The organism is Weizmannia acidilactici (genome assembly GCF_008974185.1).
Taxonomy (GTDB): Bacteria; Bacillota; Bacilli; order Bacillales; family Bacillaceae_C; genus Weizmannia; species Weizmannia acidilactici.
On the sequence record NZ_BKZP01000021.1, the window covers coordinates 16,242 to 39,942 of the forward strand.

The 23,701-nt window shown below is 45.5% G+C and carries 20 protein-coding genes and 2 pseudogenes; 4 read left to right on the forward strand and 18 right to left on the reverse strand.

Annotation, left to right across the window (positions count from 1 at the left end):
• Positions 1 to 374: 374 nt before the first annotated feature.
• Entirely contained in the window at positions 375 to 1,574 is a 1,200-nt protein-coding gene (locus BpJC4_RS10225) for an MFS transporter (protein ID WP_061086993.1), read from the reverse strand.
• Positions 1,571 to 1,999: a MarR family winged helix-turn-helix transcriptional regulator gene (locus BpJC4_RS10230; protein ID WP_151680668.1), complete on the reverse strand. Its 429-nt coding sequence runs from the start codon at positions 1,997 to 1,999 to the stop codon at positions 1,571 to 1,573. The genes BpJC4_RS10225 and BpJC4_RS10230 overlap by 4 nt, the downstream gene beginning before the upstream one ends.
• Before the next feature lie 354 nt (positions 2,000 to 2,353).
• Here BpJC4_RS10230 and BpJC4_RS10235 point away from each other — a divergent pair, with 354 nt between their 5' ends.
• Positions 2,354 to 2,686 carry a hypothetical protein gene (locus BpJC4_RS10235; protein WP_151680669.1) on the forward strand — a complete coding sequence of 111 codons (333 nt, stop codon included), beginning with the start codon at positions 2,354 to 2,356 and terminating at the stop codon, positions 2,684 to 2,686.
• 19 nt (positions 2,687 to 2,705) lie between these two features.
• Here the strand turns inward: BpJC4_RS10235 and BpJC4_RS10240 are convergent, their stop codons facing one another.
• From BpJC4_RS10240 to BpJC4_RS10285, 10 genes and pseudogenes are all read right to left on the reverse strand, one after another.
• Positions 2,706 to 3,533: an AraC family transcriptional regulator gene (locus BpJC4_RS10240; RefSeq protein ID WP_151697865.1), complete on the reverse strand. Its 828-nt coding sequence runs from the start codon at positions 3,531 to 3,533 to the stop codon at positions 2,706 to 2,708.
• Positions 3,534 to 3,554: 21 nt separating this feature from the next.
• Positions 3,555 to 5,642 (reverse strand): beta-galactosidase, encoded by a 2,088-nt coding sequence (locus BpJC4_RS10245; RefSeq protein ID WP_151697866.1) that lies wholly within the window; start codon positions 5,640 to 5,642, stop codon positions 3,555 to 3,557.
• A 30-nt stretch (positions 5,643 to 5,672) separates the two neighbouring features.
• The gene (locus BpJC4_RS10250) at positions 5,673 to 6,506 is read right to left on the reverse strand and encodes a carbohydrate ABC transporter permease (protein WP_061086913.1); all 834 of its coding nucleotides are present in this window, start codon (positions 6,504 to 6,506) and stop codon (positions 5,673 to 5,675) included.
• 2 nt (positions 6,507 to 6,508) lie between these two features.
• Positions 6,509 to 7,358: pseudogene (locus BpJC4_RS10255) on the reverse strand (carbohydrate ABC transporter permease).
• A 65-nt stretch (positions 7,359 to 7,423) separates the two neighbouring features.
• Positions 7,424 to 8,692, reverse strand: a complete 1,269-nt coding sequence (locus BpJC4_RS10260) for an ABC transporter substrate-binding protein (RefSeq protein ID WP_253693663.1) — start codon at positions 8,690 to 8,692, stop codon at positions 7,424 to 7,426.
• 236 nt (positions 8,693 to 8,928) lie between these two features.
• Positions 8,929 to 9,876, reverse strand: a pseudogene (locus BpJC4_RS16355) (glycoside hydrolase family 53 protein).
• A 20-nt stretch (positions 9,877 to 9,896) separates the two neighbouring features.
• A complete protein-coding gene (locus tag BpJC4_RS16370) occupies positions 9,897 to 10,109 on the reverse strand; it encodes a hypothetical protein (RefSeq protein ID WP_216643725.1) in 213 nt (70 codons plus the stop codon).
• A 580-nt stretch (positions 10,110 to 10,689) separates the two neighbouring features.
• The gene (locus tag BpJC4_RS10275; protein WP_151680678.1) at positions 10,690 to 11,748 is read right to left on the reverse strand and encodes a tartrate dehydrogenase; all 1,059 of its coding nucleotides are present in this window, start codon (positions 11,746 to 11,748) and stop codon (positions 10,690 to 10,692) included.
• 275 nt (positions 11,749 to 12,023) lie between these two features.
• Positions 12,024 to 13,244, reverse strand: a complete 1,221-nt coding sequence (locus BpJC4_RS10280; protein ID WP_151680679.1) for an MFS transporter — start codon at positions 13,242 to 13,244, stop codon at positions 12,024 to 12,026.
• 578 nt (positions 13,245 to 13,822) lie between these two features.
• Positions 13,823 to 14,836 carry an NADP-dependent oxidoreductase gene (locus BpJC4_RS10285; protein WP_151680680.1) on the reverse strand — a complete coding sequence of 338 codons (1,014 nt, stop codon included), beginning with the start codon at positions 14,834 to 14,836 and terminating at the stop codon, positions 13,823 to 13,825.
• Positions 14,837 to 15,249: 413 nt separating this feature from the next.
• Here BpJC4_RS10285 and BpJC4_RS10290 point away from each other — a divergent pair, with 413 nt between their 5' ends.
• The 3 genes from BpJC4_RS10290 (at position 15,250) to BpJC4_RS10300 (ending at position 19,139) form a co-directional block, all read left to right on the forward strand.
• Positions 15,250 to 16,437 carry a CaiB/BaiF CoA transferase family protein gene (locus BpJC4_RS10290; protein ID WP_151697867.1) on the forward strand — a complete coding sequence of 396 codons (1,188 nt, stop codon included), beginning with the start codon at positions 15,250 to 15,252 and terminating at the stop codon, positions 16,435 to 16,437.
• 12 nt (positions 16,438 to 16,449) lie between these two features.
• On the forward strand, positions 16,450 to 17,661 hold the full coding sequence (locus BpJC4_RS10295) for an acyl-CoA dehydrogenase family protein (RefSeq protein WP_151680682.1): 1,212 nt from the start codon (positions 16,450 to 16,452) through the stop codon (positions 17,659 to 17,661).
• Positions 17,662 to 17,888: 227 nt separating this feature from the next.
• The gene (locus tag BpJC4_RS10300) at positions 17,889 to 19,139 is read left to right on the forward strand and encodes an MFS transporter (RefSeq protein ID WP_151680683.1); all 1,251 of its coding nucleotides are present in this window, start codon (positions 17,889 to 17,891) and stop codon (positions 19,137 to 19,139) included.
• Between the two features lie 13 nt (positions 19,140 to 19,152).
• On the opposite strand, the gene BpJC4_RS10305 is transcribed toward BpJC4_RS10300, so the two are convergent.
• The 6 genes from BpJC4_RS10305 to BpJC4_RS10325 form a co-directional block, all read right to left on the reverse strand.
• Positions 19,153 to 19,476, reverse strand: coding sequence for a DUF3870 domain-containing protein (locus BpJC4_RS10305; RefSeq protein WP_151680684.1), 324 nt, complete (start codon positions 19,474 to 19,476; stop codon positions 19,153 to 19,155).
• Positions 19,477 to 19,682: 206 nt separating this feature from the next.
• Positions 19,683 to 19,790: an Rpn/YhgA-type helix-turn-helix domain-containing protein gene (locus BpJC4_RS17315; RefSeq protein ID WP_503827273.1), complete on the reverse strand. Its 108-nt coding sequence runs from the start codon at positions 19,788 to 19,790 to the stop codon at positions 19,683 to 19,685.
• Positions 19,791 to 19,940: 150 nt separating this feature from the next.
• The gene (gene uraH, locus BpJC4_RS10310; RefSeq protein WP_151680685.1) at positions 19,941 to 20,300 is read right to left on the reverse strand and encodes a hydroxyisourate hydrolase; all 360 of its coding nucleotides are present in this window, start codon (positions 20,298 to 20,300) and stop codon (positions 19,941 to 19,943) included.
• 17 nt (positions 20,301 to 20,317) lie between these two features.
• Entirely contained in the window at positions 20,318 to 21,766 is a 1,449-nt protein-coding gene (locus tag BpJC4_RS10315) for an NAD(P)-binding domain-containing protein (protein ID WP_151680686.1), read from the reverse strand.
• Positions 21,744 to 22,292 carry a 2-oxo-4-hydroxy-4-carboxy-5-ureidoimidazoline decarboxylase gene (uraD, locus tag BpJC4_RS10320; protein WP_253693665.1) on the reverse strand — a complete coding sequence of 183 codons (549 nt, stop codon included), beginning with the start codon at positions 22,290 to 22,292 and terminating at the stop codon, positions 21,744 to 21,746. Before uraD ends, BpJC4_RS10315 begins: the two co-directional genes overlap by 23 nt.
• Positions 22,293 to 22,305: 13 nt before the next feature.
• Complete coding sequence (locus BpJC4_RS10325; RefSeq protein WP_151697868.1) at positions 22,306 to 23,631, reverse strand: nucleobase:cation symporter-2 family protein; 1,326 nt, start codon at positions 23,629 to 23,631, stop codon at positions 22,306 to 22,308.
• Positions 23,632 to 23,701 lie beyond the last annotated feature (70 nt).

The following is a 23,701-nucleotide window of genomic DNA, read 5'->3' on the forward strand; positions in this document are numbered from 1 at the left end:
TTACCTCGACCAATATGTCTAAGCGATTTATCTTCAATTCATATATCTTTACTTCAAGATAATAATAAGCCACCCATTGTTTGTTGTCAAGTATTTACGATTTCATTGCTCTGAGGAATCATAAAAGCGGTTAATAAAACGCACGGGTTGATTCCCTCCCTTCATATGTTGAAGCTCCATCCATACGGAGTACCGCATCCAATTTTTGCCGGAATCCATCGGGTTGACTGATGATAAAAACCAGAGCGGTACTACATTGGCCAGATAGACATTTCTTCTTATAAAATATCCAGTACGGCGGCTTTATTCTTATACAATGAAATCAAAGGAAAAAAAGCCCGGAGATCGTCTCCAGGCCCGTTTCTAAACAATGATTATTCCGCTCTTTCCATCAAACGCTCCGCACCCGCTGCTTTCTTCCCGTACACAAAATAATAAAGGAACACACAGATGAAGATCACGGCAGCCATAATGGCGTACAATCCGTGGTAGCCGGCAAACGGGACCAATAGTCCGAGCAGGAATGGCCCGACCCCGACGCCCGCATCCAGGAAAATAAAGAACGTCGATGTCGCAAGCCCGATACGGTGTTTCGGCGATACTTTAACTGCAATCGCCTGGCCGCTTGAAGAGAACGTCCCGTAACCGAGGCCGACAAAAATGCCAGCAAGCAAAATCATGAACCCTTGATCAGCCTGATTCAACAGCAGGAGGCCAACTGCGAACAAAATAAACGACGGATACATCACGAAATTCTCGCCTTTTGTGTCAAACCAGCGCCCGGTAAACGGTCTTGATACAAGGACGGTCCCGGCATAGACGATAAAGAAAAAGCTGGAGATATCGACGAGATTCATTTCTTTTGCATAGGAAGTGAGGAAAGACAAAATGCTGGAATAGCCAAGCCCGACAAACGCGCTGATGATGGCGATCGGGAATACTTTCGGTTCAAAGAAATTGCCAATCTTGAGTCCTTTCATTCTTTCCAGTTCCATTTTGGACAATTCGATCTTCGGCACATTTAAGAAGATCGACGAAACAAAACTCAATGCAAGCAGCACGAGGCATAAAATAAATATCATATTGAAACCGGCATGTCCGATCATAAACATGCCGACAAACGGTCCGACAGCCGCAGCCAGCGTTACGCTCAACGCATAATAACCAGTCCCTTCCCCCCTGCGTTCATTCGGGATAATCCCCGCCACGATCGTCCCGGTTGCGGTTGAAGCAATCCCGAGTGCCGCACCGTTTAAAAAACGGACAGCTAGCAACACAGCAAGATTTTCAGTAAAAAAGTAAAACAGCGTAATGATTAAAATCGAAATAAAGCCGATATACAGCATTTTTTTCCTGCCGATCCGGTCAATCGACCTGCCCGCAAAAAGCCGCGCGATTAAAATCCCGACGACAAAAATGCCCGATGCCAGCCCGGCAATACTTGGTGAGGCATGAAATTGTTCCGTTGCATAAAGCGTAATGGTTGCCATCAATAAATAAAAAGTAAAATAAAGAAAAAAGTTTGCGGTCGAAACAATTAAAAAATCTTTCGTCCATAATTTCGGCCTGTTCAATGTATCTCCTCCCCTTGATCATTCAAATTTTCCCTGATTTGCGGAAGCAGTTCGAATAATATCTTTTGTTGTGCTTCCGGAATCCCCTTCATGGCCTGCCGTTCCAAACTTGTGATTTCCGTACGGCAGGCCAGGTAAATGCCTTCCCCTTTTTCCGTCATGTGGATCACTTTTTCGCGACGGTCTTTCCCCGGGATCTGCTCGACAATTCCCTGTTCTTCCAGCCTGTGCACCATCCTTGTCACATTCGGCCTTTCGACTTCATAGTATTTGCAGATTTCAACAAGCGTGCAGGGTCCGAAATTCCGCACGTAAAAAATGACCTGCCAAAGCGAATACGACAAATCATATTCCCCCAGCAATCCGTTCAGTTTTTTGACCAATGGCCGGTATAAACGAATATAGCGGTAAAAAAATCCCTGCATAAGGAAACCTCCTTGATCACTTGTTGTCCGATTGCTGTTTTAAATGACCGTGTGTCGTCCGGTATGCGAATCTGGCTCCCGGATTGCTCTTGTCCCGATGCTTTCCGGCCATCCACAACCGCGGCGTCCCCCGGAAATGACCGGCCCCAAGCGAAAAAGAATTCAAACTTATTCGTTACCCTAAGTAATATTTCACGAAAATAAATATACAGAGTTTTTCAGCCAGTGTCAATGGGCGAGTGTATAAAAAGGCAGATGAAAAGTTTTTTTCATAATCGTCTTTTCATTATATAATTGAAATAGATTTATTGCGTTTGTCCACAGCGGTGAAACAATCAATACGGAGGAAACACAATGATTGAAGTAATTACATATGCCGATATCACGGTACGGCTTCCCGAAAAAAATCATTATGAAGCATTTATCAAGGAGCTTTTCGCCAAACTTGAGCCGCATATCAAATCCGAACAAATTATCTCGATATCAAAACCAAGTATAAATCCGGATAACATGGCGATTGAATCCAGCGTTCTTGCCAAACTGATGCTGTATATTCCCGAAAAAACACCAGGACTGAAAGTAGAAGAATATATCGATGATATTGTACCTTTCCTTAAGCGTCATATTCCGAAATGCGATAAAGTCGCAAGCACGAAAATAGTACAAATGAAAAGAATGATTGAATGACAAACAAATATCGCCAGCTTTATAACTTGTTAAAAAGATGGCGATATTTGTTTGGTGTTATGCCTTCTATTTTTTTAAAAGTAGCGATAAAGTGGCTCGTATCATTAAATCCGACTGCTTCTGCCACTTCTTTTAAAGAAAGTTCGGAACTTGCGTATAACAGTTTCTTTGCCTCGCGTATCCGGATATTGATCAAAAAGGCATACGGGCTGACGTTAAACGCTGCCTTGAATAAAGAGGTTAAATATTGGGGGCTCATTTGGGCATAATCCGCGATTTCCCTTAGGCCGATATTTTCGGAATACATCGTTTCCAGCCATTGTACAATAGACCTCATCCGATCCACGTTTTGAGAACCTTTATTGCGAAACTGATTATATTTTTTCAGTAAAATAAGGAAATGGTATAAGTACTCCGAAGAATCCAACCTGGAAAGTTCATTGTCTTTCTTTACCGTATCCAGAATTTTTTCAATCGTTTTAGAAAAAGCCAGTTCCGCGCTCTCAATGTACATTGATGAAAAATTGATCTCAAGGGAATTCATGATGGCTTCGGTAACGTCCCCGCCAAAAGTGATATAGAGCGTCGACCAGTCGCCTTCGTTCGCATAGTATGAATGGGGAGTAAATGGTGTCAAAAGAATGCCTTTTCCCGGGGTTAACAAATATTCCTGACCCCCATACGTAAAAACACCTTCACCTTTTACCGTTTGTAGCCAGTGGTAATAAGGATAACCTTCAGGCCTTGCGAAATCCTCTTCCCTCGGGTTATAACCGACGCTTTCAATAAATAAAGGAAGCGGTTTTCCTACTGATAAAAAGGTATAGCGCTTTTTCTCCCCATTCATTCTTCCTGCTCACCTGCCATTCTACTTCTCTATTTTAATGACCGAAACCCCATATGGCTTCAAAACAAATTCGTTCTTCATCCGGTTGCCGGACAACATTTCAACGCCATCAAATCCGGCTGGCAATCCCATCTTTACTTCTGCTTCATTAAAATTCATTATAAAAATATATTCGTGATTTTTACCCGTTCTCTTTGAAACACTTACGCCATCCGGAAGTTCAACATTCAGCACTTTTTGCAGCTGCAATTTTTCGATTAATATCCGGTAAAAATCATCAAGGCATTTCTGCTCAAAATGGGCAGCCATATAATAGGCTTCGCCATGTTTTAATCGTTTTACCGTCAAAGCCGCTCCGCCTTTGTAAAAATCGTTTTCATATTCAGCCAGTACATGGGCTGTTTCCGGGTGAATGATTTCACAATAATCTTTGACTTCATACTTACCCTTCAGCGGAAAGTAACCGTTTTTATTCATTATAATTGTATTTTTCTCTTCATCATATAAGGAATCGATTTCTTCCGACCAAATTCCCAATAAATTCCGCAACGGTCCAGGACTTCCGCCCAAGAAGCAGAGATCATTTTCATTGACCATTCCGCTCCAATAGGTCATCACCAGGGTACCGCCTTTTTTCACAAAAGACTCCAGCCGTTCTGCCGTGCCTGCCCTGACCATGTACAACATCGGGGCAATAATAAGTTTGTAATCATCCAAATGTTTTTCCGGTGATATCACATCTACAGAAATGCCTTGTTTTCGTAACGATTGATAATGTTCCTGGCAAAGTTGGATATAATCTTTACGACCCAGTTTCAAAGCCTGTGCATCATCAATGGCCCACTGGTTTTCCCAGTCATAGATTACAGCCGCTTCTGACTGGATCGTTGTCCCGGAAATTTCTGAAATTTCCTCCAAAGCTTTACCAACATCTGCTACTTCTTGAAACACACGTGTATGTTCATGACCGGCATGGCTGACAACGGCGCCGTGGAATTTCTCCGGTCCCCCCCGGCTTTTCCGCCATTGGAAATACAAATTAGAATCCGCGCCGTGGGCAATGGACTGCAAGGAAGACAGCATATGTATGCCCGGTTTTTTCATTTTATTCACTTGATGCCAATTCACAAGGCTCGGCGTATTTTCCATCACGAGAAACGGCTGGTCTTTTTTCATTGAACGGTACAGGTCATGCATAAACCCTACATCCGCAGCCAACTCCGCCGTTGCCTGCATTGGAATGTGCCAAGCCGGATAAGCATCCCAGGAGACAACATCCACTTCTTTTGCAAACTTATGGTAATCAAGGCCAAGGTAAGGGCCCATATGAGGATAGTCCCCCATAAAGTTTGTTGTAACCGGTATATCCGGTGTGACTTCCCTCAGTGGCGCAATTTCGTTCAAATAAAAATCGATTGTCTGGTCCGTCACAAAACGTTTCCAATCCAAGTTTTGCGCATGGATGGCATTTTCGCCCTGCGGAGCCGGAGATTGGATTTGTGACCAGTCCGTAAAAGTGTGACTCCAAAAAGCGGTCCACCATTCATGGTTCAGCCGTTCCAAACTTTGATATTTCTTTTTCAGCCAATTCCGGAACGCTTCCTGGCAAAGGTCACAGTGGCATTCTCCGCCGTACTCATTGGAGACATGCCACATGATAAGCGCCGGATGATCTTTATATCTCTCAGCAAGCAGCCGATTGATGTTCCGGGTCTTTTCCCGGTAAACGGGCGATGTATAGCAATGGTTGTGGCGCTTGCCAAATAAATTCCGTTTCCTATCCGGGCCCACGCGGAGCACCTCTGGATATTTTTGTGCCAGCCACGCCGGCCTTGCCCCGCTCGGTGTGGCAAGAATCACGTGTGCCCCCTGTGCAGCGAGCCTGTCCATGATGTCATCCAGCCAGCCAAAATTGTATTTTCCTTCTTCAGGCTCAATCGCACTCCAACCGAAAATATTAAGAGAAAACGTATTGCAATGGGCCAATTGCATCAGGCGGAAATCTTCCGAGAGGATTTCCGGATAATCGAGCCATTGTTCAGGGTTGTAATCACCGCCGTGCAAGAAACCTTTCACTTTTTTGCGGACGGTGGAATATCGATTGTTCATATGCGTGTTCTCCTTAAAAATTTGTGTTTACTACTTGACAGCACTTCCAAGCATTCCCGAAATGAATTGCTTTTGAAGAACTAAAAAGAAAATTATGATTGGAATAGTGGCAATGGTAATGCCCATCATCACTTGGCCGTAATCGATAATGGATATACCGATTAAACTCGACAAAGCAACTGGGAATGTATACATATCACTGGAGGTCGTAGCAACGAGCGGCCACATGAAGTTATTCCACTGCATCATGAATAGATAGATGGCAGTGGCAGCCAGTGCCGGTTTCATGGAAGGTAGCACGATCCGAAAAAAAATCCTCAATTCTCCCGCACCGTCAATCCGTGCCGATTCAATCAGCGCATCCGGAAAAGCAAGGAAATTTTGCCGCATTAAAAAGATCGCAAACGGATAGCAAAGCTGCGGCACAATCAGTGCAAAGTACGTGTTTAATAGATGCAGTGAGCCCAGCATCCTGAATAAGGGGATTAATGTAGCCTGATAAGGAATCATCATCGAAAGCATCAGCACGGTAAAGATGATCTTGTCGCCCTTGAACCTGAATTTCGATAACGCGTAAGCAGCAAGTGTACAAACGGTTAAAGACAACAAAACAAACATCAGGGAAACAAACAATGAGTTGAACAACACACGGTAAATCCCGATTGAATCATTCAAGTTATGAAGATTTTCCATTAACCGGTTCCCGAACGATAATGTCGGCGGATTGGTAAACATTTTACTTGTATTATTCGTTGCACCCACTAACATCCAATAGAAAGGAAAAATTGATATAAAGAGCGCAATAATCAAAGGGACATATAAACCAATCGTATCTCTGATCCTGCGTATTCTACTGGTCGGCATCGTCAATCATCTCCTGTCACTTTCATCTGAATGTACGACAAAATGCCTACAATAATTACGACCACATAGGCAATTGCCGAAGCATATCCGAAATCAAAATATTTGAACCCGTTCTGGTAAATATACAACCCAAGTGTCATCGTGCCGTTCGCCGGGCCGCCTTTTGTCAAGTTGTAAGGTTCAAAACAATTGAAGCGTTGAGATCGTTGAGATGATGGCTGTAAATAAAATAACCGGCTTTAACTGCGGCACGGTAATATTGAAAAATTTTCTAATCCTGCCGGCTCCATCAAGTGAAGCTGCTTCGTAAAGTTCTTCCGGAATATTTTGCATAGCCGCAAGATAAATGACCATGTTATAGCCTGTCCATCTCCACGTCAAAGCGAGAATAATGGATACCTTTGCCCAAAACGGATCTGTTAACCAAGGGATCTTATGGATTCCGAATAAACCAAGAAAGTCGTTAATCAAACCGCTGTCCTGCAGCAATATCGAAAACAAAATGGAATACGCAACAAGCGATGTGACAGCCGGCATAAAAAATCCAACCCTGAAAAATCCGCGCAGTTTAAGCAGCTGGCTGTTTAGAGCCGAAGCGAGGATTAAAGCCAAAATTAACATAATCGGCACTTGGATAATTAGAATAATAAACGTGTTATACAATGCCTTTAAAAATACAGAATCATGGAATAATCTGATATAGTTTGCAAAACCGGCAAAAACATATCTCCCTCCATCCATTTTTTGAAAGCTGAGAAGCAGGGAGGAAATAATCGGGTATATCGTAAAACATAAAAACAATATAACTGCCGGGGCGACAAACCAATACGGAATCATTTTACTTCTGCTCAATTTACCCACCTCACTAAGAAACAGCAGATAACAAGAACTTCTCGTTATCTGCTATCGGTTTCCGTTTACTGCACGTGGTTTTCAACACGTTTCTTCGCGGCATTTACAGACGTTTTCACATCTTTGCCTCTGACAATTTCCGCCTGCATGTTAATGGCTTCGTCCCGTCCTACAGCATCATTAGCCGTATATAATACGGAAGGAATTTTCTTCATTTCACCAGAGAAGAACGTCCATACTTTTTGGTTGCCAAAATATTTTTCAGGCTGTGTGAATAAGCTTGATTTATAAACCGGCAGATAGCTCGGGAATAAGCCGCCCTTCATTGCTAATTCCTGCGCATTGTAATTGGTTGTGAAATATTTCAGGAAATTATAAGTAGCATCGATATTTTTGCTTGATTTCGAGATGACGAAGGAACTTCCGCCCTGGTTCGCTGATCGGCTTCCGCCTTCTTCAAAGGCAGGCAGATTCATGACTCTCCATTTTCCGGACAACTTCGGCATTTGCTGTTCCAATGTTCCAACCAGCCATGCACCGGCAATCGCTGTTGCAGTCTTGCTGTTCTGCAGCGAAGATACCCACGCGTTCCAGCCGGATGCGCCTAACAAAATTTTATTGTTTGCCATATCCTGCAAAAGCTGGGCAGCCTTGATCGATTCCGATGTCCCTAAATTGGCATTCCCGTTTTTGTCAAAATATCCCAACCCTTGCTGGCTCAATAAAATTGTGTATACGGTAATATCTGTGTTGTCATAGCTTAGCATGTCCACGCCCGTTTTTGCCTTGATTGTTTTACCGGCTTCAATATAATCGTCCCAAGTTTTAATGCTGTTTGGATCCACGCCGGCTTTTTCAAAAATATCCTGACGGTAGAACAAACCGACCGGACCCGCATCAAAAGGAAGCGCATAAAGGTCGCCTTTATAGGTTACACTGTCCAGTTTATATTTTGGAAAATCCTTCGCGTACTTTTTCTCAAATCCTTTACTTGAAATGTTCACGAAAGCGTTCGGAAATTTTTCAAGGTAACCGTTAATGCCGTCATCTACCAAAAGTGCCGCATCCGGAAGCCCCTGCCCCTGCGCCTGCAGTCCGGTGGTAAATTTTGAACGGATGTCATCATTTGCCATTTCTACAACTTTAACATTAAAATTCGGATGGTCTTTCTTATACGTTGCAGCCGCTTTTTTCAGCAGCGGGACGTTAATGTTCGTTGCCCAAATCGTAATGGTAGTATTTTTGCCGCCGCTTGAACTACTGCTGCCGCATCCTGAAAGCGCCAACACAAGGATGCACATGAAACTGGCTAAAATTGCGATCGATTTCTTCACCATCATTTCCTCCTATTCTTTTTAAAAATATAAAAACCTTAAACAAAATAACTGCTGCAGCCGATGGGGCTCTCTTCGCTACACATCGATTATAAAACGTTTTCATATTCATTTGAATATAATAATCAACCAAAAAAATATAAAAATATTAAACTTGGCTATTTTTTTGATATTCTTATATTCATACATAGAAAAAGGGCTGCCGCTTTTGCAGCAACCCCGGAAACGAATCTACATTAATTACGTTTTACAATAATTGGCCGGTTTTCCTTAAATACGTTCAAAGACGGCAGCGCATTGCCATTAAAATCAAATAAGGCTTGATTCTCCCATCCGTCTCCGCCGCCGGAAATCCACCCGGCACCAGGAACCGGTATCCAGGCCGGTTCCCAATAAAAGAAGCCCAACCCGCGCTCGTCCGGAACACTATAAATAGTTTTCATTAAGTCTTTCAGGAATTTTGCCTGGCCCTGCACAGACACATCACAACCTTCAACGGCATCACTTGCAATAAACACATTCGGCTCATTGTCCGCCTCCTGCAAAGTGTAGGCATAAGCTGTTTCCGCGATGACGACGTCTTTATTGTATCTTTGGCTGATATCGTTCATATTGTTTTGCAAATCGGCAAGTGCACCATTCCAATACGGGTAATAGGAAAGCCCAATGACGTCAAACGGCACTCCCCTAGCCGCGAGTTGATCAAAAAACCAACGCGATTTGCTGTTGTCTCCCCCGCCATCAATATGCATCATGATTTTAACATATTTCGGGTCAATCTGGTCATAAACACCTTGGACACCTGCTTTTAACAATACTGCAAGTTTGTCAAAATCGCCCGATCCTTCTCCCCATGTCTTGCCATCCGGCCAGAGGATTCCGCTTGTTATTTCATTTCCAATTTGAACCATATCCGGTGCAGCACCGGCTTCTTTCAATGCCCTACTACTTTGCTCGTATAATCACGAACCGCAGCAGTTAATTGGTCAAAATTCAAGTTTTTCCAGGCTGCCGGCTTGCTCTGTTTTCCCGGATCAGCCCAAAAGTCAGAGTAATGGATATCGAAGCAAAAACTTAAATCCCCTTGTCTTTTCCCTTTTTGCAACTGCGATCGTATTGGACAAATCATTGTAACCGTTAGCCTGCACAGGGTTATACCACAGTCTGAGGCGGATATAATTCACCCCGTGTTTCTTTAAGATCTTCAGCAATCTTCCTGCTTTCCATAGTCATAATATTTGCCGCCGTGGTCTTCAATTGCTTTTAATGTAGAAATATCTGCCCCTTTGATAAAAGTCTCTTTCAGCGTTTCCTTATTAGATTTCGCATAGGAATCACCGGAATTGGAGAACCATGCGCCCGCCATCACAACCAGAACCGTTATTACAGCATCCACAGAATTTAACATTTTCCCCATCAGTCTATCCCCCTTATTTTTCTGGTACCTTATCGGTTCAAACTATAGAGCGTTTTCATTTTACTGAATATATAAAAACATCATTTGGGGATATGAAGATATGAAAATAAAAAAGAGGACTGCAATGTTTCAACATGTTAAGTAGTCCTCTTTAACATATTTCTTTATTTAAGTCCAATACCTTTTCGAATGTAAGAATAATTTTTTCATGGGAGGTGCTGTATATAAACTTATCCCCTTTAGATTTCAGCAATTCATTTGTCGTATCTTTTTCTGTCATTGTCCCATTGAGTGCTACTCCTTCAATGATTTCTTGCCCCGTTCCCCATCATTGATGATAATGCTATTAACTTAACAAAATTCGGATACCTGCCCTTATTCCGGCCATTTCATACTAGATCTATCCTTGTATTGAGTTTTGTTAAACAACAGAAATAATCCATTTAATCTCGGCAAGTGCTCTTATTCTCTTTGACTCCAGATCTTTGAACCAGATAAAATCATATCTCTTTTCCTACTATAAGAAAAAGGGAAGCTCTCCCCTATTAAAATACATCCTGATCCGACAAGATAACCACGCTCACTTCTCCAAAATCCTCCCGCAGACCGCTTCCGTTACTTCAGCCGTTGTAGCCGTCCCGCCGATGTCCGGCGTCTTAATGCCTTTTGCAATCACCCATTCGACAGCCTCCAATATTTTTCCACCCAGTTCTGTTTCGCCGAAATGGTCGAGCATCATCTTTGCCGTCCAAATCTGCCCGATCGGGTTGGCGATGCCCTTTCCGGCGATGTCCGGCGCCGAGCCGTGGACCGGTTCAAACATCGATGGGTATTTTCCGTTCAGATTAATATTTGCTGACGGGGCAATACCGATACTACCCATGATCGCACCACCGATGTCTGTTAAAATATCACCGAACAAATTGCTTGCGACAATCACATCAAACAATTCCGGCTTAATCACAAGAAACGCGGACAGGGCATCAATATGCGTACTGTTTACGGCGACATCGGGATAATCCGCTTTCAATTCGTTAAACACTTCATCCCAAAACGGCATGGTGTGGAAAATGCCGTTTGATTTCGTTGCGCTTGTCAGACGCCGGTTGCGTTTTTGCGCAAGCTCAAAAGCATAGCGCATCGCCCGCTCGGTACCTTTTCTCGTAAAAATGGCGTTTTGAATCGCGATTTCATCTTCGCCTTTATGAATCCTGCCGCCGACTTCGCTGTACTCGCCCTCGCTGTTTTCCCGTACAACGACAAAATCAAAATTTTTCGGATCGGCAAGCGGCGAGTTTAACCCTTTGAAATACTTTGCCGGCCGGATGTTGAGCACCTGCTCAAACCCGCGCCGGATTTTTAGCAGCAGCCCCCACAACGACACATGATCCTCCACCAGCCGCGGATTGCCGACTGCCCCGAGAAAAACGGCCTCGTAATCTTTTAAAATTTCAAGCCCGTCATCCGGCATCATCTTTCCGTGTTCGATGTAAAAATCGCAACTCCACGGGAACTCGGTAAACTCAAATTTGATCCCGCCATGCAGTTCCGCCGCCGTGTGCAACACCTTGACCGCAGCAGGTACAACCTCTTTTCCAATCCCATCCCCGGGAATGACGGCGATGTGGTATGTTTTCATAAAGATTCCCTCCGTAAAAGCGCTGTCATCCCTATCATTTTAACATAATTAATTGGTCAACCACCTATCGAAATCAACCTTATTTACTATTTTAAGGAAGCAATAAAGGGGTAAGATAAACATAATGATCAATTTAGGAAACACTTATGGAATTTTTTAACGGGTTATTACTTAATCTTATGTTTTGGACACTTGTGACCATTGTAATAAAAGCCGTGATTCACTAGGATTAGTCTTCCTATATCAAAAACCCATGCCCCCAGCATGGATTTTAATTAGTCCCCTATTGATTTCGCATTTTCCGGAGCCGCTGTTTTCAGCATCGGGAAAACAAAGAACAGGCCGATGATAAAAAACAGGGCGGCCAGTTCAAATACAGCGGTAATTGACAGCAGTTCCTTTAAAAGGCCGGCCAAGCTCATCGTAATCACCATGGAGCCGGTAAATAACGGGCTCAATGTGCCGTTGACCCTGCCGATGAAGTCCGCTTCCGTATTTTGCAGGATCATCGTGTTGATGCCGATTTGGATGCATGGCATGAAGAAGCCTGCGAGCAATTCCGCAGTAAGCGTCAGCCAGAGGGAAGTCGACGCGCCGATCACCGCAAGCCCTACAGCATTTGCAAGCATCCCAGTTAAAAGCATTTTTTGCGGCGGCGTGGATTTTGAAAAAGCCATTGAAAAGGCCCCGCCTGTGATCATGCCGACTCCGTTGACCATTACGAGCCACTGCAAATTTTCTTTCGGCAGGCCCAAGCGATCGGTCACGAGGAAAATATTCATTGGCTGAATAAAACCGACACCAAGCCCGGCAGCCAGAAAACCAAGGCCAAGCAGCTTCAGTTCCCTTTTCGACAGCACATAGCGGATACCGCTTTTCATCTCCTGCCAAAGATGAGTTGTTTTCTCCGCTTCTTTTTCTGAAGCGCGGTCACGCGGAATAAACGATAAAGAAGCGGCGGAAAGCAGAAAGGCGATCCCGGTAATAAAAATGGAAATATTGATCCCGAACTTCTGATAGGCGAACGTTCCAATCACAGGGCCTAAAATCATGAATACGGCAAAAATGGTCTGATAAACGGCCATCGCCTGCTGAATCATATTTTCCTCTAAATGTATTTTAAACAGCTTCATCCCGGACGGCTGCGAAAACTGTGATAAAATGGATGAGATAAGCGTTGCGAAAAAGACAGCTTGCCACGAGCCGAAAATCAGTGCGCCGATTACGGCAAAAATAGACACCGCACTCAGCAAATCGCACCAAACCATTGTCTTCTTCGGCTGCCAGCGATCTGCAAAAGTCCCTCCAATAAAACTAAAAATAAAAATCGGCAGGAATTCCGCAACGGATATCATGGATACCGCCAGCGCATCTCCATTTGTTTTTTCCGTCACAAACAAAAGGACGGCGAAATTCCGCACCCAAATTCCCACTTGCAAAAACAATGCGGAAACAAACACCATCCGGACAAACCTGTTTTTCCATAGCCGGCCCATTGGCATTCCCCTTTACCCAAAAGACTTGTGTACTTCATCGTGTACTTATCATACCCGAATTGCCGGTTGTACGCAATGGAGAGTTTTCTAAGAAATGCAGGCTGCATCTCTCATCCGAAAAAATTCAGACTTACATGTATCCATTTTTGGCACCTAATATGAGTATCCGTTGCATGCTACCTAATATTTTAAATATATCGTTTCTCAATTAAGCAGAGTTAAGAGAGAGGAAGATCCGTGAAAACGGTCTTTGAAATAATGTGTTATTAGATGAATGAGGCCGTGGAAGGGGGCATTATTAAAAGCATCAAAACAGCTTAGAGGAGACATGGCATATATCTTTGGATGATGATACTGTGAAAATACGAATATGAATCAAAAACAAGTGCAACGGTTTATATGATGAAGGAATAAGCGTACGCGGTAAAGGCGCGCAATATACCTTAATTAAACGTAAGGGCAGATAGAGAAAATAGGGAGATTAATATATTTTGATGTTTTGTTAAGAAAAAAGCACCTATAAATGGAGGGATCTCCACTTATGGGTGCCATCAATGTATCGGCTGCGCCTGGAATTTTTACTCAAACTCGCTGATTTTCACAAGCTGTTTCCCCAGATTTTTTCCTTTAAACAGATCCAGAAAAGCCTCAATAATCGAATCAAATCCTTCCTTAATGGTTTCTTCGTATTTCAATTTCCCTTCATTTAACCATGCAGCAAGCTGGGCACCACCTTCTTTAAACCGGGAACTGTAATCTCCTACAGTAAAACCTTTCATGAACGCACTTGTTTTAATTAAATACGTTTGCACGCGCGGCCCGATATCCGCTTCCGTTTTATTGTAAGCTGAAATCGCACCACAAACCGGAATGCGCGCAAATTTATTTAACAGTGGGAAGACCGCATCGGAAATTTCCCCGCCGACATTGTCAAAATAAACGTCAATTCCATCCGGGCATGCTTTTTCCAGCACCTTTCCAACCTCTTCGGTCTTATAGTTAATCGCCGCATCAAATCCCAATTCATTGATAAGGTAGCTGCACTTCTCTTCGGATCCGGCAATGCCAACGACACGCGCCCCTTTAATTTTCGCGATTTGGCCGACAGTCGAACCAACCGCGCCCGCAGCACCCGAAACAACGACCGTTTCACCTTCTTTCGGCTGTCCAATATCCAACAGGCCAAAATAAGCGGTTAAACCTGTCATCCCGATAATCCCGAGATTTGCGGTAACCGGCGCGAGCGCAGGATCCAATTTTCGGAGCGTTTTTTCATGGGCAACGGAATATTCTTCCCAGCCGAGCATCCCAATCACAATATCCCCTTTGGCAAAATGGGCGGATTTCGACTCTACCACCTGGCCGATCACCCCGCTTATGATGACATCGTTCAATTGAAACGGCGGGATATACGATTTGACATCCTCCATTCTGCCCCTTAAATAAGGATCGACTGAAATATACACATTCCGGATCAGCACTTCCCCTTCACCTGGCGTACCGATCGGTGCTTCTGTAAAAGAAAAATCTTCTAAAGTTGGCGTCCCGACCGGCCGTCTTGCCAAACGGATTTGTTTATTGCTCCCATCCATTTTAACCCCTCCTGAAAAACAGTCTAATATCCTCTAATGTAGCATCACGTAAAAGCGGGGTCAAAAAAAATGAAGTGGATAGATAAAATATAAAAAATGTTTAAAAAACTATTTACAAATCTTTTTCAGTTGTTTATCATAAAAAATACAAACCACCCGCCAAGCTTTGTGCGAAGTTCCATGCCGGGATACGCAAACAAAGCCAGCGCGTGGATGATTACGCTGAAAATAACGCTGTTTATTCTGCCTGTTTATCACGCAAGACAAAGCGTCCGGCAGAAAAAAGCCAGTAATTTTTATTCCTGCAATGGTTGCACAAGGAATGGAAATTATTGGCTTTTTCTATTCTCAAAAGGCTTTGTCTGCAGGCGAATTTCGCAGACATCGAACCTATCAAGAAAGGAGGTGATCGCTTGCCATCCGCATTATCAGGCATCAAAGTCCTTGATTTGACAAGAGTGCTCGCCGGACCTTTCTGCACGATGATCCTCGGCGATCTAGGTGCAGAGGTCATCAAAGTAGAAGCACCGGGAGGAAGTGACGAAACGCGGGGCTGGGGGCCGCCGTTCCAGCAAAACGTAAGCGCTTACTATCTTTGTGCCAACCGAAATAAAAAAAGCATGACCGTGAATTTAAAAAGTGAAAAAGGGAAAGAAATCATCCTTAGGTTGGCCAAAAAATGCGATGTGGTCATCCATAATTTTAAAACCGGCACAATGGAGCGGCTCGGGCTTGGCTATGAAACACTGGGCGCGCTGAATCCGCAGCTCATCTACTGTTCGATCACGGGATTCGGGGAAACCGGTCCGTACAAAGATTTGCCAGGCTATGATTTTATCATCCAGGCGATGAGCGGGCTGATGAGCATTACCGGCGAGAGTTTTGGCCCTCCGCTCAAAACCGGGGTCGCCATCACGGATGTTTTAACCGGTCTGTACGCCTGCATCGGCATCCAGGCAGCCCTTTTGGCAAGGGAACACACCGGGAAGGGGCAAAAAATGGACCTATCGCTTTACGACTCAGCGGTAAGCGCACTCGTGAATATTGCGGGCAATTTCCTTATGTCCGGCAACATCCCGGAGCGGCTTGGCAACCGGCATCCGAATATCGTCCCCTATCAAACTTTCCAAACAAGCGACGGGGAGATCGCGATCGCCGCGGGAAACGACCGCCAGTTCAGAGAGCTTTGCCAAATCCTTGGCCTGCCGCAGCTCGCAGCTGATGAAAAATTTTCCACAAATCCGAAGCGGGTTGAAAACCGTAAAACACTGATCCCGATCCTGGAAAAAGTTTTTCAAACAAAACCGTCCGCTTACTGGCAAAAAGCTTGCGAAAAGCAAAAAATTCCGTGCGGGCCGATCCAAAATTTGCAGGCGGTCGCGGCGGATCCGCAGCTGAAGGTAAGGGAAATGTTTATTCAACTGGACCACCCTGTTGCCGGGGAGATCAAACTTGTCGGCAGCCCTTTAAAACTTTCACAAACCCCGGTCCGCTATGAAAAACATCCGCCGATTCCGGGGGAACATACCGAAGAAATTTTGCGTGAACTCGGCTATTCATCGGAGGAAATTGCCCAATACCAACAAAAACAAGTGATTTAGGAGGCTTGAACAATGAATTTTGAACTGACGGAAGAACAGGAGCTTTTAAGGAAAACAGTGAGAAATTTTGTAGACAAAGAGATTATGCCCTATATCCGGGAATGGGATGAAAACCTCCATTTTGAAACAAGCTTATTGAAAAAATTGGCAGATCTTGGCTTGATGGGCGTCTGCATCCCGGAAGCATACGGCGGGAGCGGCATGGATTACAACTCCCTCGCGATTGTGTGCGAGGAACTGGAACGAGGGGACACCGCCTTCCGGACCGCGGTCAGCGTGCATACCGGCTTAAACAGCCTAACACTTTTGCAGTGGGGAACGGAAGAACAGAAGCAGAAATATTTGGTCCCGCAGGCAAAAGGTGAAAAAATCGGCGCATTTGGTCTGACGGAACCGGGTGCAGGTTCGGATGTGGCCGGTATTGGCACCACTGCCGTGAAAGAAGGGGATCATTATATTTTAAATGGACAGAAAACGTGGATCTCCCTCTGCGACGTAGCGGACCATTTCATTGTATTTGCCTACACGGACAAATCGAAAAAGCATCACGGCATTTCCGCCTTTATCGTTGAACGTACGATGCCCGGCTTCTCTTCCAAAGCGATCAATGGCAAACTCGGTATCCGCGCCGGCAATACAGGGGAATTGTTCTTCGATAACGTGAAAGTGCCGAAAGAAAATCTCCTTGGCGAAGAAGGGGAAGGTTTTAAAATTGCGATGTCGGCGTTAGATAACGGGCGCTTCACCGTGGCTGCCGGTGCGTGCGGCTTGATCATGGCGTGCCTTGAAGCGAGCGTCAAATACTGCCATGAACGGAAAACGTTCGGCCGTGAAATTGGGAAACACCAGCTTGTCCAGCAAATGATCGCGAAAATGGAAGCCGGATACCAAATGAGCCGCCTCCTCGTCTTCCGCGCCGGCGAGCTGAAAAACCAGGGCAAGCGGAACACACGGGAAACATCCCTCGCCAAATGGCAGGCTTGCGATTTCGCCAACGAAGCCGCCAACGATGCCGTCCAAATTCACGGCGCCTACGGTTACTCGAGTGAATATCCGGTTGAACGCTACTTGCGAAACTCGAAAGCCCCGGTCATTTATGAAGGCACACGCGAAATCCATACCATCATGCAGGCGGAATACGTCCTCGGCTACCGCACGGACAAACCGCTGAACAAAACCCTGCCGGCATGGCCGTTTGAAGACAGCGGAGTGTTGAAGTCGTAAAATAATAAGGCTGTTTAAGAAGCCAATTGACGACCTCGGTACCCCTTTTAAAAAAGGCAATTCGGCGGTAGCACGCGCCCGATCTGTCTTTTTAAAACATTCAATAAGACAATTCGGCGGGCCGTCCGTCGCAAACTGTCTTTTGGAAGTTCTTTGTAAAAGGGATTGGGTACATCTCTCCTGAATTGAAAGCGTTTTATATCAAACGGATTAAGGAGGTTACCATTATGAATATGCCTGTCCATCATGCGCCGGGTAAATCCAGCCAAAAAATGAGCAGAACACAAATCAATATTTTGGTGATTGTTACATTGGCGTGGATCTTCGACGCATTTGATTATTTGATGCTGACATACATTGCGGTCGACATCATGAAAGAATTTGATGTTACCGCTGCTGTATTTGGAACCGTCACTTCGATCACTGTTCTTGCAAGACTGATCGGCGGCGCGTTGGTCGGTACCGTCGCAGATAAATGGGGGCGCAGAATCCCATTGATCGTGTCGATGATTTGGTATGGCATTTTCCAATTCGTTTCCGGTTTTTCTCCAACATTTACATTCTTATATGCCGTACGTTTTCTGTTTGGCCTCGGGATGGGCTCAATGTATTCCGTAGGGGTTCCGCTTCTTATGGAATCCGTCCCTCCAAACAAGAGGGGGTTGGCTTCCGGGTTGCTTGAAATCGGCTTTCCTGCCGGCGGGATTTTGGCAAGCCTCCTGTATTTGGGCATTTATTCAACGGGAAGCTGGCGGGAAATGTTCTATATCGCTGCGGTTCCTCCGATTCTGTTGGGCATTTATACCATGCTCACTTTAAAAGAAACAAAGAATTGGATAAAACAAGAAACGGAACAGCATGGAATCGATAAAGTTCCGCTTGTAAATCTATTCGTCGGAAAACAGTTTTGGAACACCATTCATTCCATTCTGGTCAATGCCGGATTTTTGGTGTTGTTTTACTCGATTTGCTCCTGGTATCCGACGTTTTTAAAGGTCGAACACCACTTCACTGTGACAATGATCAGCATCGTTACAATTCTATTAAATTTATCAGCTGTCATTGGCAGCATTATATTTGGTTATTTTTCAGACAGAATCGGCAGGCGCTGGACGATCACCATTTCAGCACTCGGTTCTATGATTGGCGCGCCATTGTTTGTCATGCTTCATAATAATATTCTTCTTTATATCGGCGCCATCATTGTCGGATTTTTTGGCCCCGGCGGCGTTTGGAGCATAAATGCGACCTATACCGCAGAACATTTCCCGATCCGGATGCGGTCTGCCGGACACGGGCTGACATACAATGCCGGTAATTTCTTCGGCGGCATGCTTACACCGGTGATCATCGGCCTGCTTTCCGGCACGTACGGATTCGGAACTGTCATGACGGTCGGCGTCCTGTCTTCGGCAGCATTTCTTATTCTTATGACATGGATTTGGAAAGAAACAAAAGATATGGATATGTCGCTTTAACTTGTGGGGGATGCTACTCCCCCCGTTTTGATTTCAGCATGATATGATACTGCTTGTACAAATCTTTAAAAGCAGAAATCAATGCATTCGAAGCTTTTCCCAAATAAAATTCCTGGAGCTGTTTAAGCGGCTCTTCAATCCCGTCATTTAAGCTGTACCCTCTAAGCAGATTGGAAATAAATCTTCTGCCGTGTTCCGTGGCTAATGTGCAGGAAACATCAAGGATAACGCCATACTTCATTTCAATTTCAGCAGTGATTGTCAAAGTTTCATAAATACTTTTGGCGGCCATCCCGGAAGGCAGCTTGGCGTGGCCGGCGATAAAAGCAGTTTGCAATTGCACTTCCCCCATTTCATCTAATCAACATACATGTTTCTTTTTTATTCGATAAAGGGGGAGAATTTCCTTTTACATACTCATCTTTTACCCCTGATGATTGATTCTGGAACTATAATCAAGGCCTTCCGCAAATGTCCGCGAAGGGCCTTGTTTTTTTCTGACAAAACGATTGCTGATCCGTCAAACCGATTTTTTAAATCACACTACTCCTTCATCTGCTGCTTTATTTTCAGCACTTCATCCTCACTCAGGCCGGTCACTTCTGTAATAAATTTTAGATCCAGCTGCTTTTGAAGCATTTTGACAGCAATTTTTTTACCAAAATGTCCCTTAGCTCTTCCCTAAGAGACATTTCAGCAAAATATTTTATCCGAAATCGGACTTAGCCCCTCCCCGCCCCGAAGCAGTCCGCCACGCATTTTGCCCTAGAAAAACAAGGCGCATGCCTGAAGGTTGCTAACTTAACTCCCACGGTACAATTGGTACCCCCACGGAGAAACGAGCAGCGGAATATGGTAATGCGCGGAAGGGTCGGAAATCCCGAACTGGACGGGCACTTCTTCTAAAAAAGGCGGTTCCGGCAGTTTCGTTTCCTGGCTGCGGAAATAGCTGCCGATCGAAAAAATAAGCTGATACACCCCGATCTTCATCTCTTCCCCGGAAAGAAGCGGGGCATCCAGCCGGCCGTCCCCATTCGTTACGGATTCTTCCAAAAGTTTCCAATCTGACAATGAATCTTCAAACTTATACAGCCGTACTGCCACATTGGCCGCAGGTTTGCCATGTGTTAAATCCAAAATATGCGTCGTTAAACCAGACATCATATCTCCCTTTCCGATCATGAATTTTCAGCGGACGCGAAAAACACTGCATTTTCCGTTCCCGGCCACTTTCCGGTAAATTCGATTTCACGGTATGCAAAATAATCTTTTAATATTTCCGCGCGGTCGTCAAGAAATAGTTGGTCGGCGATGCCCTGCACGAGTTTCGGCAGCGCAAATCTTAATCCGGATAAAGCAGAAGCGGAGAGGCCGCAGCTGATCAAGGCCGAGTAATTGAAAGCAAACAAGCCGTGCAACCGATGTTCCCCCCGTTCATCACGCCCTACAAATGCAAAATCCGGGCCGAGATATGGATGGGCATCAATCAAAAGATTGGCGATATCTTCAGGCGCGCGGTACCGGTCACCCCAGCGGGCAATGTAAGGCTCCACAAGCCGCAATTCCGGCCGCAGCGATGGGTCAGAAACAAGCCCCGTTGCGAGAATCAAAAAATCAAATTGAAAATCTCCATGCGGGGTGGTGACAACCGCCCCGCCGCCTTCCGCCTTTACATCGAGCCAAGGCGACCCGGTATGCAGCCGGAATCCGGGCCATGCGCTAGCGCGGTTAAAAATATCGTTTGTCGGCGGCTGATTGTATTTGAAAAAATGGGCCATTACCGCATACTTGTCATGATCAGACAAAGCATGGTACCGTTCAATCATGCCCGAAACTTCCATCTGGCGGATCGGATTAATCCGTTTTAAATCGTCGCTGCGGATAAACACATGGGCTTCCGCCGCACCTTCCGACAGCACATAATTCGCATTGTCAAAAGCGGATGCGCCGCCGCCTAAAATGCCGATTTTCCTGCCCCTCAACCTTTCCATATCCATCGTTTGCGAGGTATGGGCATATAAATAGGAAGGAAGTTTTTCTTTGATCATCCGCGGCACATGCCACTCCCCTCCGCCCTGAATGCCGGTTGCCAAAACTACTTTCCGGGCCAGCAGGAAGCTTGACGGCGCGCCTTCCCCTCCGATATGCAATCGGTGGATCCCTTTTTCCGGCTCAATCAGTTTTAACGTAACTTGGTTCAGGACAGGAAGACGAAGCACTTTCCGGTACCAGCGCAAATAATTCATCCATTCGCCGCGCGGGATTTTATCGAGATCGTCCCACGCCTTCTCCCCGTATTGCGCTTCCCACCAGGCTCTGAAAGTCAGGGAAGGGATACCGAAATCAATTGATGTCAAATGCTTCGGGGTTCTCAGTGTCAACATCCGTGCATACGTATCCCACGGGCCTTCATAACCTTCGAGATTTTCGTCGATCACCAGGATGTTCGAGATCCGCTCCCGCAGCAGACCGAACGCAGCGCCGAGGCCGCATTGCCCTCCCCCGACAATCACCACGTCATACACATGCCCTTCCGGATGGCTGAACGGGCGCACCCAATCCGGCCCTCCAAAAGCAAGGCAGGAAAGATCTTTATGTACCCGCTCATTCAGCGCTTCTAAACTCATGATCTTCCATCCTTTCATTCTCAATTGATGTACGGAACAGTTCCTCTAACCGAAAGTACGCAATTTGATAGATTTGCTGGAGCGCCGTTTCAATTTCTTCTTCCCGGCTGTTGTCCAGCCTAGCCAGCATTGCCCCGTAAATTTGGCCTTTGTTTTTACCGCGCACCGCTAAAATAAACGGGAACCCGAATTTCTCCATATACTGCGCGTTGGCGGTTTTAAATTTTTCATATTCATCCCTTGTAAGGTCACACAACCCGGCCCCTTTTTGTTCCGATACGGAATCCTCACTCATCGCAATCCGCTCTCCCAAATTCGGATGCTCCCGGATCAAGGCAAGCTTCAAATCTTCACCCGAATTTTCTACAATTTGGACCATCGTCCGGTGCAATTCATCCAATGAAGAAAATGGCCTGAAGGATGCAGCTTTTTTAGGAATCCAAGGGGAATGTTCAAAAATCCCCCCGAGCTGTTCCACAAATTCATCCTGCGTGGCTTGATTCAACTCATGGATTGTCAACATCATGCCCAAAACCCCTTTAGCCTTCCCTTAAGCCCGCTTCCACTGCCGGAGCCGGAACTGCTTCAGCCGGTTTGCGCCCTTTCTTTGGCAGCAGGAGATTTAAAATAATGGCACAAAGGCTGCCGCAAATAATCCCGTCATTGACGAGAATTCTGAACATGGAAGGCAAAACATGGAATAAATTCGGCACAACCGTCGCACCAAGCCCGAGTGATACTGAGCAGGCAATAACCAAGAGATTGCTGTTGTCGGAAAAATCCACTTCCCGCAACATCCGGATCCCCGCGGATACGACCATCCCGAACATCACGACGGTTGCGCCGCCGAACACTGCTGTTGGAATGATCGTCGCCAACGCGGCAATTTTTGGCAACATCCCGAGACAGATCAAAATCAGCCCGGCTGCAATCGTCACTTTTCTCGTTTTAATGCCAGAAAGCTGGACAAGCCCGACATTTTGCGAGAACGTGCTGTACGGAAATGCGTTGAAAATACCGCCGAGAATAAAGGAAAGCCCTTCTGCGCGGTAGCCGTCCGTGATGTCATCCCCGGTTAATTTCCTGTCCGTCATTTTTCCCAGCGCGAGGAAAGCCCCCGTAGATTCCACCAAAATCACCGTGCCGACAATGATCATTGTAATGACCGGGACAATGTGGAACGTTGGGACACCAAAATGGAAAGGGTCCGGGACACGGAACCAGGAAGCCTCAGCAACCGTTTTGAAATCCACCTTCCCCATGAATGCCGCCGCAATGGTTCCGACAATAATACCGAGCAAAACGGAAATGGCGCGGAAAAACCCTTTAAAGAAACGGTTCATCACCAAAATCAACGCGAGGACGCCGAAAGAAAGAGTTAAATTCTCAGCGGACCCGAAATCTTTGCTGCCTTGCCCGCCGCCCATATTATTGATGCCGGTCGGGATCAGGGATAATCCGATAATCATGACAACGGTCCCTGTCACAACAGGCGGGAAAAGCTTCAATAATTTCCCGTACACTTTGGAAAACAAAATAATGAACAAACCGGCGGCGATGATGGAACCGTAAACCGCGGTAACGCCGTATCTGGTGCCGATCGTAATCATCGGGGAAACGGCAACAAAGGATGTCCCCATCACAACCGGAAGGCCTGTTCCAAAAAACTTAGGTGCCCACGACTGCAAAAGCGTCGCCAACCCGCATGTCAGCAAATCGACCGAGACGAGAAAGGCCTGCTGTTCCGGCGTAAATTTCAATGCCCCGCCAACAATGATCGGAACCAAAATGGCCCCCGCATACATCGCAAGCACATGCTGCACGCCAAGCGAAAAAATTTTCGAAATCCCGATTTTCTGATCCACATCAAATCCTCCCTCACTGTCACCGTAGAATTTTATAACATTTTCAAGTTATATTACTTCACATAATAAC

Bases quoted from the DNA above. Each gene is read 5' to 3' on its own strand.
- BpJC4_RS10300 (WP_151680683.1), top strand. From the start codon at position 17,889: ATGAATATGCCTGTCCATCATGCGCCGGGTAAATCCAGCCAAAAAATG.
- BpJC4_RS10250 (WP_061086913.1), bottom strand. From the start codon at position 6,506: ATGCCGACCAGTAGAATACGCAGGATCAGAGATACGATTGGTTTATAT.
- BpJC4_RS10230 (WP_151680668.1), bottom strand. From the start codon at position 1,999: ATGCAGGGATTTTTTTACCGCTATATTCGTTTATACCGGCCATTGGTC.
- uraH (WP_151680685.1), bottom strand. From the start codon at position 20,300: ATGTCTGGTTTAACGACGCATATTTTGGATTTAACACATGGCAAACCT.
- BpJC4_RS10295 (WP_151680682.1), top strand. From the start codon at position 16,450: ATGAATTTTGAACTGACGGAAGAACAGGAGCTTTTAAGGAAAACAGTG.
- BpJC4_RS10240 (WP_151697865.1), bottom strand. From the start codon at position 3,533: ATGAATGGGGAGAAAAAGCGCTATACCTTTTTATCAGTAGGAAAACCG.
- BpJC4_RS10235 (WP_151680669.1), top strand. From the start codon at position 2,354: ATGATTGAAGTAATTACATATGCCGATATCACGGTACGGCTTCCCGAA.
- BpJC4_RS10245 (WP_151697866.1), bottom strand. From the start codon at position 5,642: ATGAACAATCGATATTCCACCGTCCGCAAAAAAGTGAAAGGTTTCTTG.
- BpJC4_RS10280 (WP_151680679.1), bottom strand. From the start codon at position 13,244: ATGGGCCGGCTATGGAAAAACAGGTTTGTCCGGATGGTGTTTGTTTCC.
- BpJC4_RS10285 (WP_151680680.1), bottom strand. From the start codon at position 14,836: ATGGATGGGAGCAATAAACAAATCCGTTTGGCAAGACGGCCGGTCGGG.
- BpJC4_RS16370 (WP_216643725.1), bottom strand. From the start codon at position 10,109: ATGGGGAAAATGTTAAATTCTGTGGATGCTGTAATAACGGTTCTGGTT.
- uraD (WP_253693665.1), bottom strand. From the start codon at position 22,292: ATGATGTTGACAATCCATGAGTTGAATCAAGCCACGCAGGATGAATTT.
- BpJC4_RS10275 (WP_151680678.1), bottom strand. From the start codon at position 11,748: ATGAAAACATACCACATCGCCGTCATTCCCGGGGATGGGATTGGAAAA.
- BpJC4_RS10315 (WP_151680686.1), bottom strand. From the start codon at position 21,766: ATGAGTTTAGAAGCGCTGAATGAGCGGGTACATAAAGATCTTTCCTGC.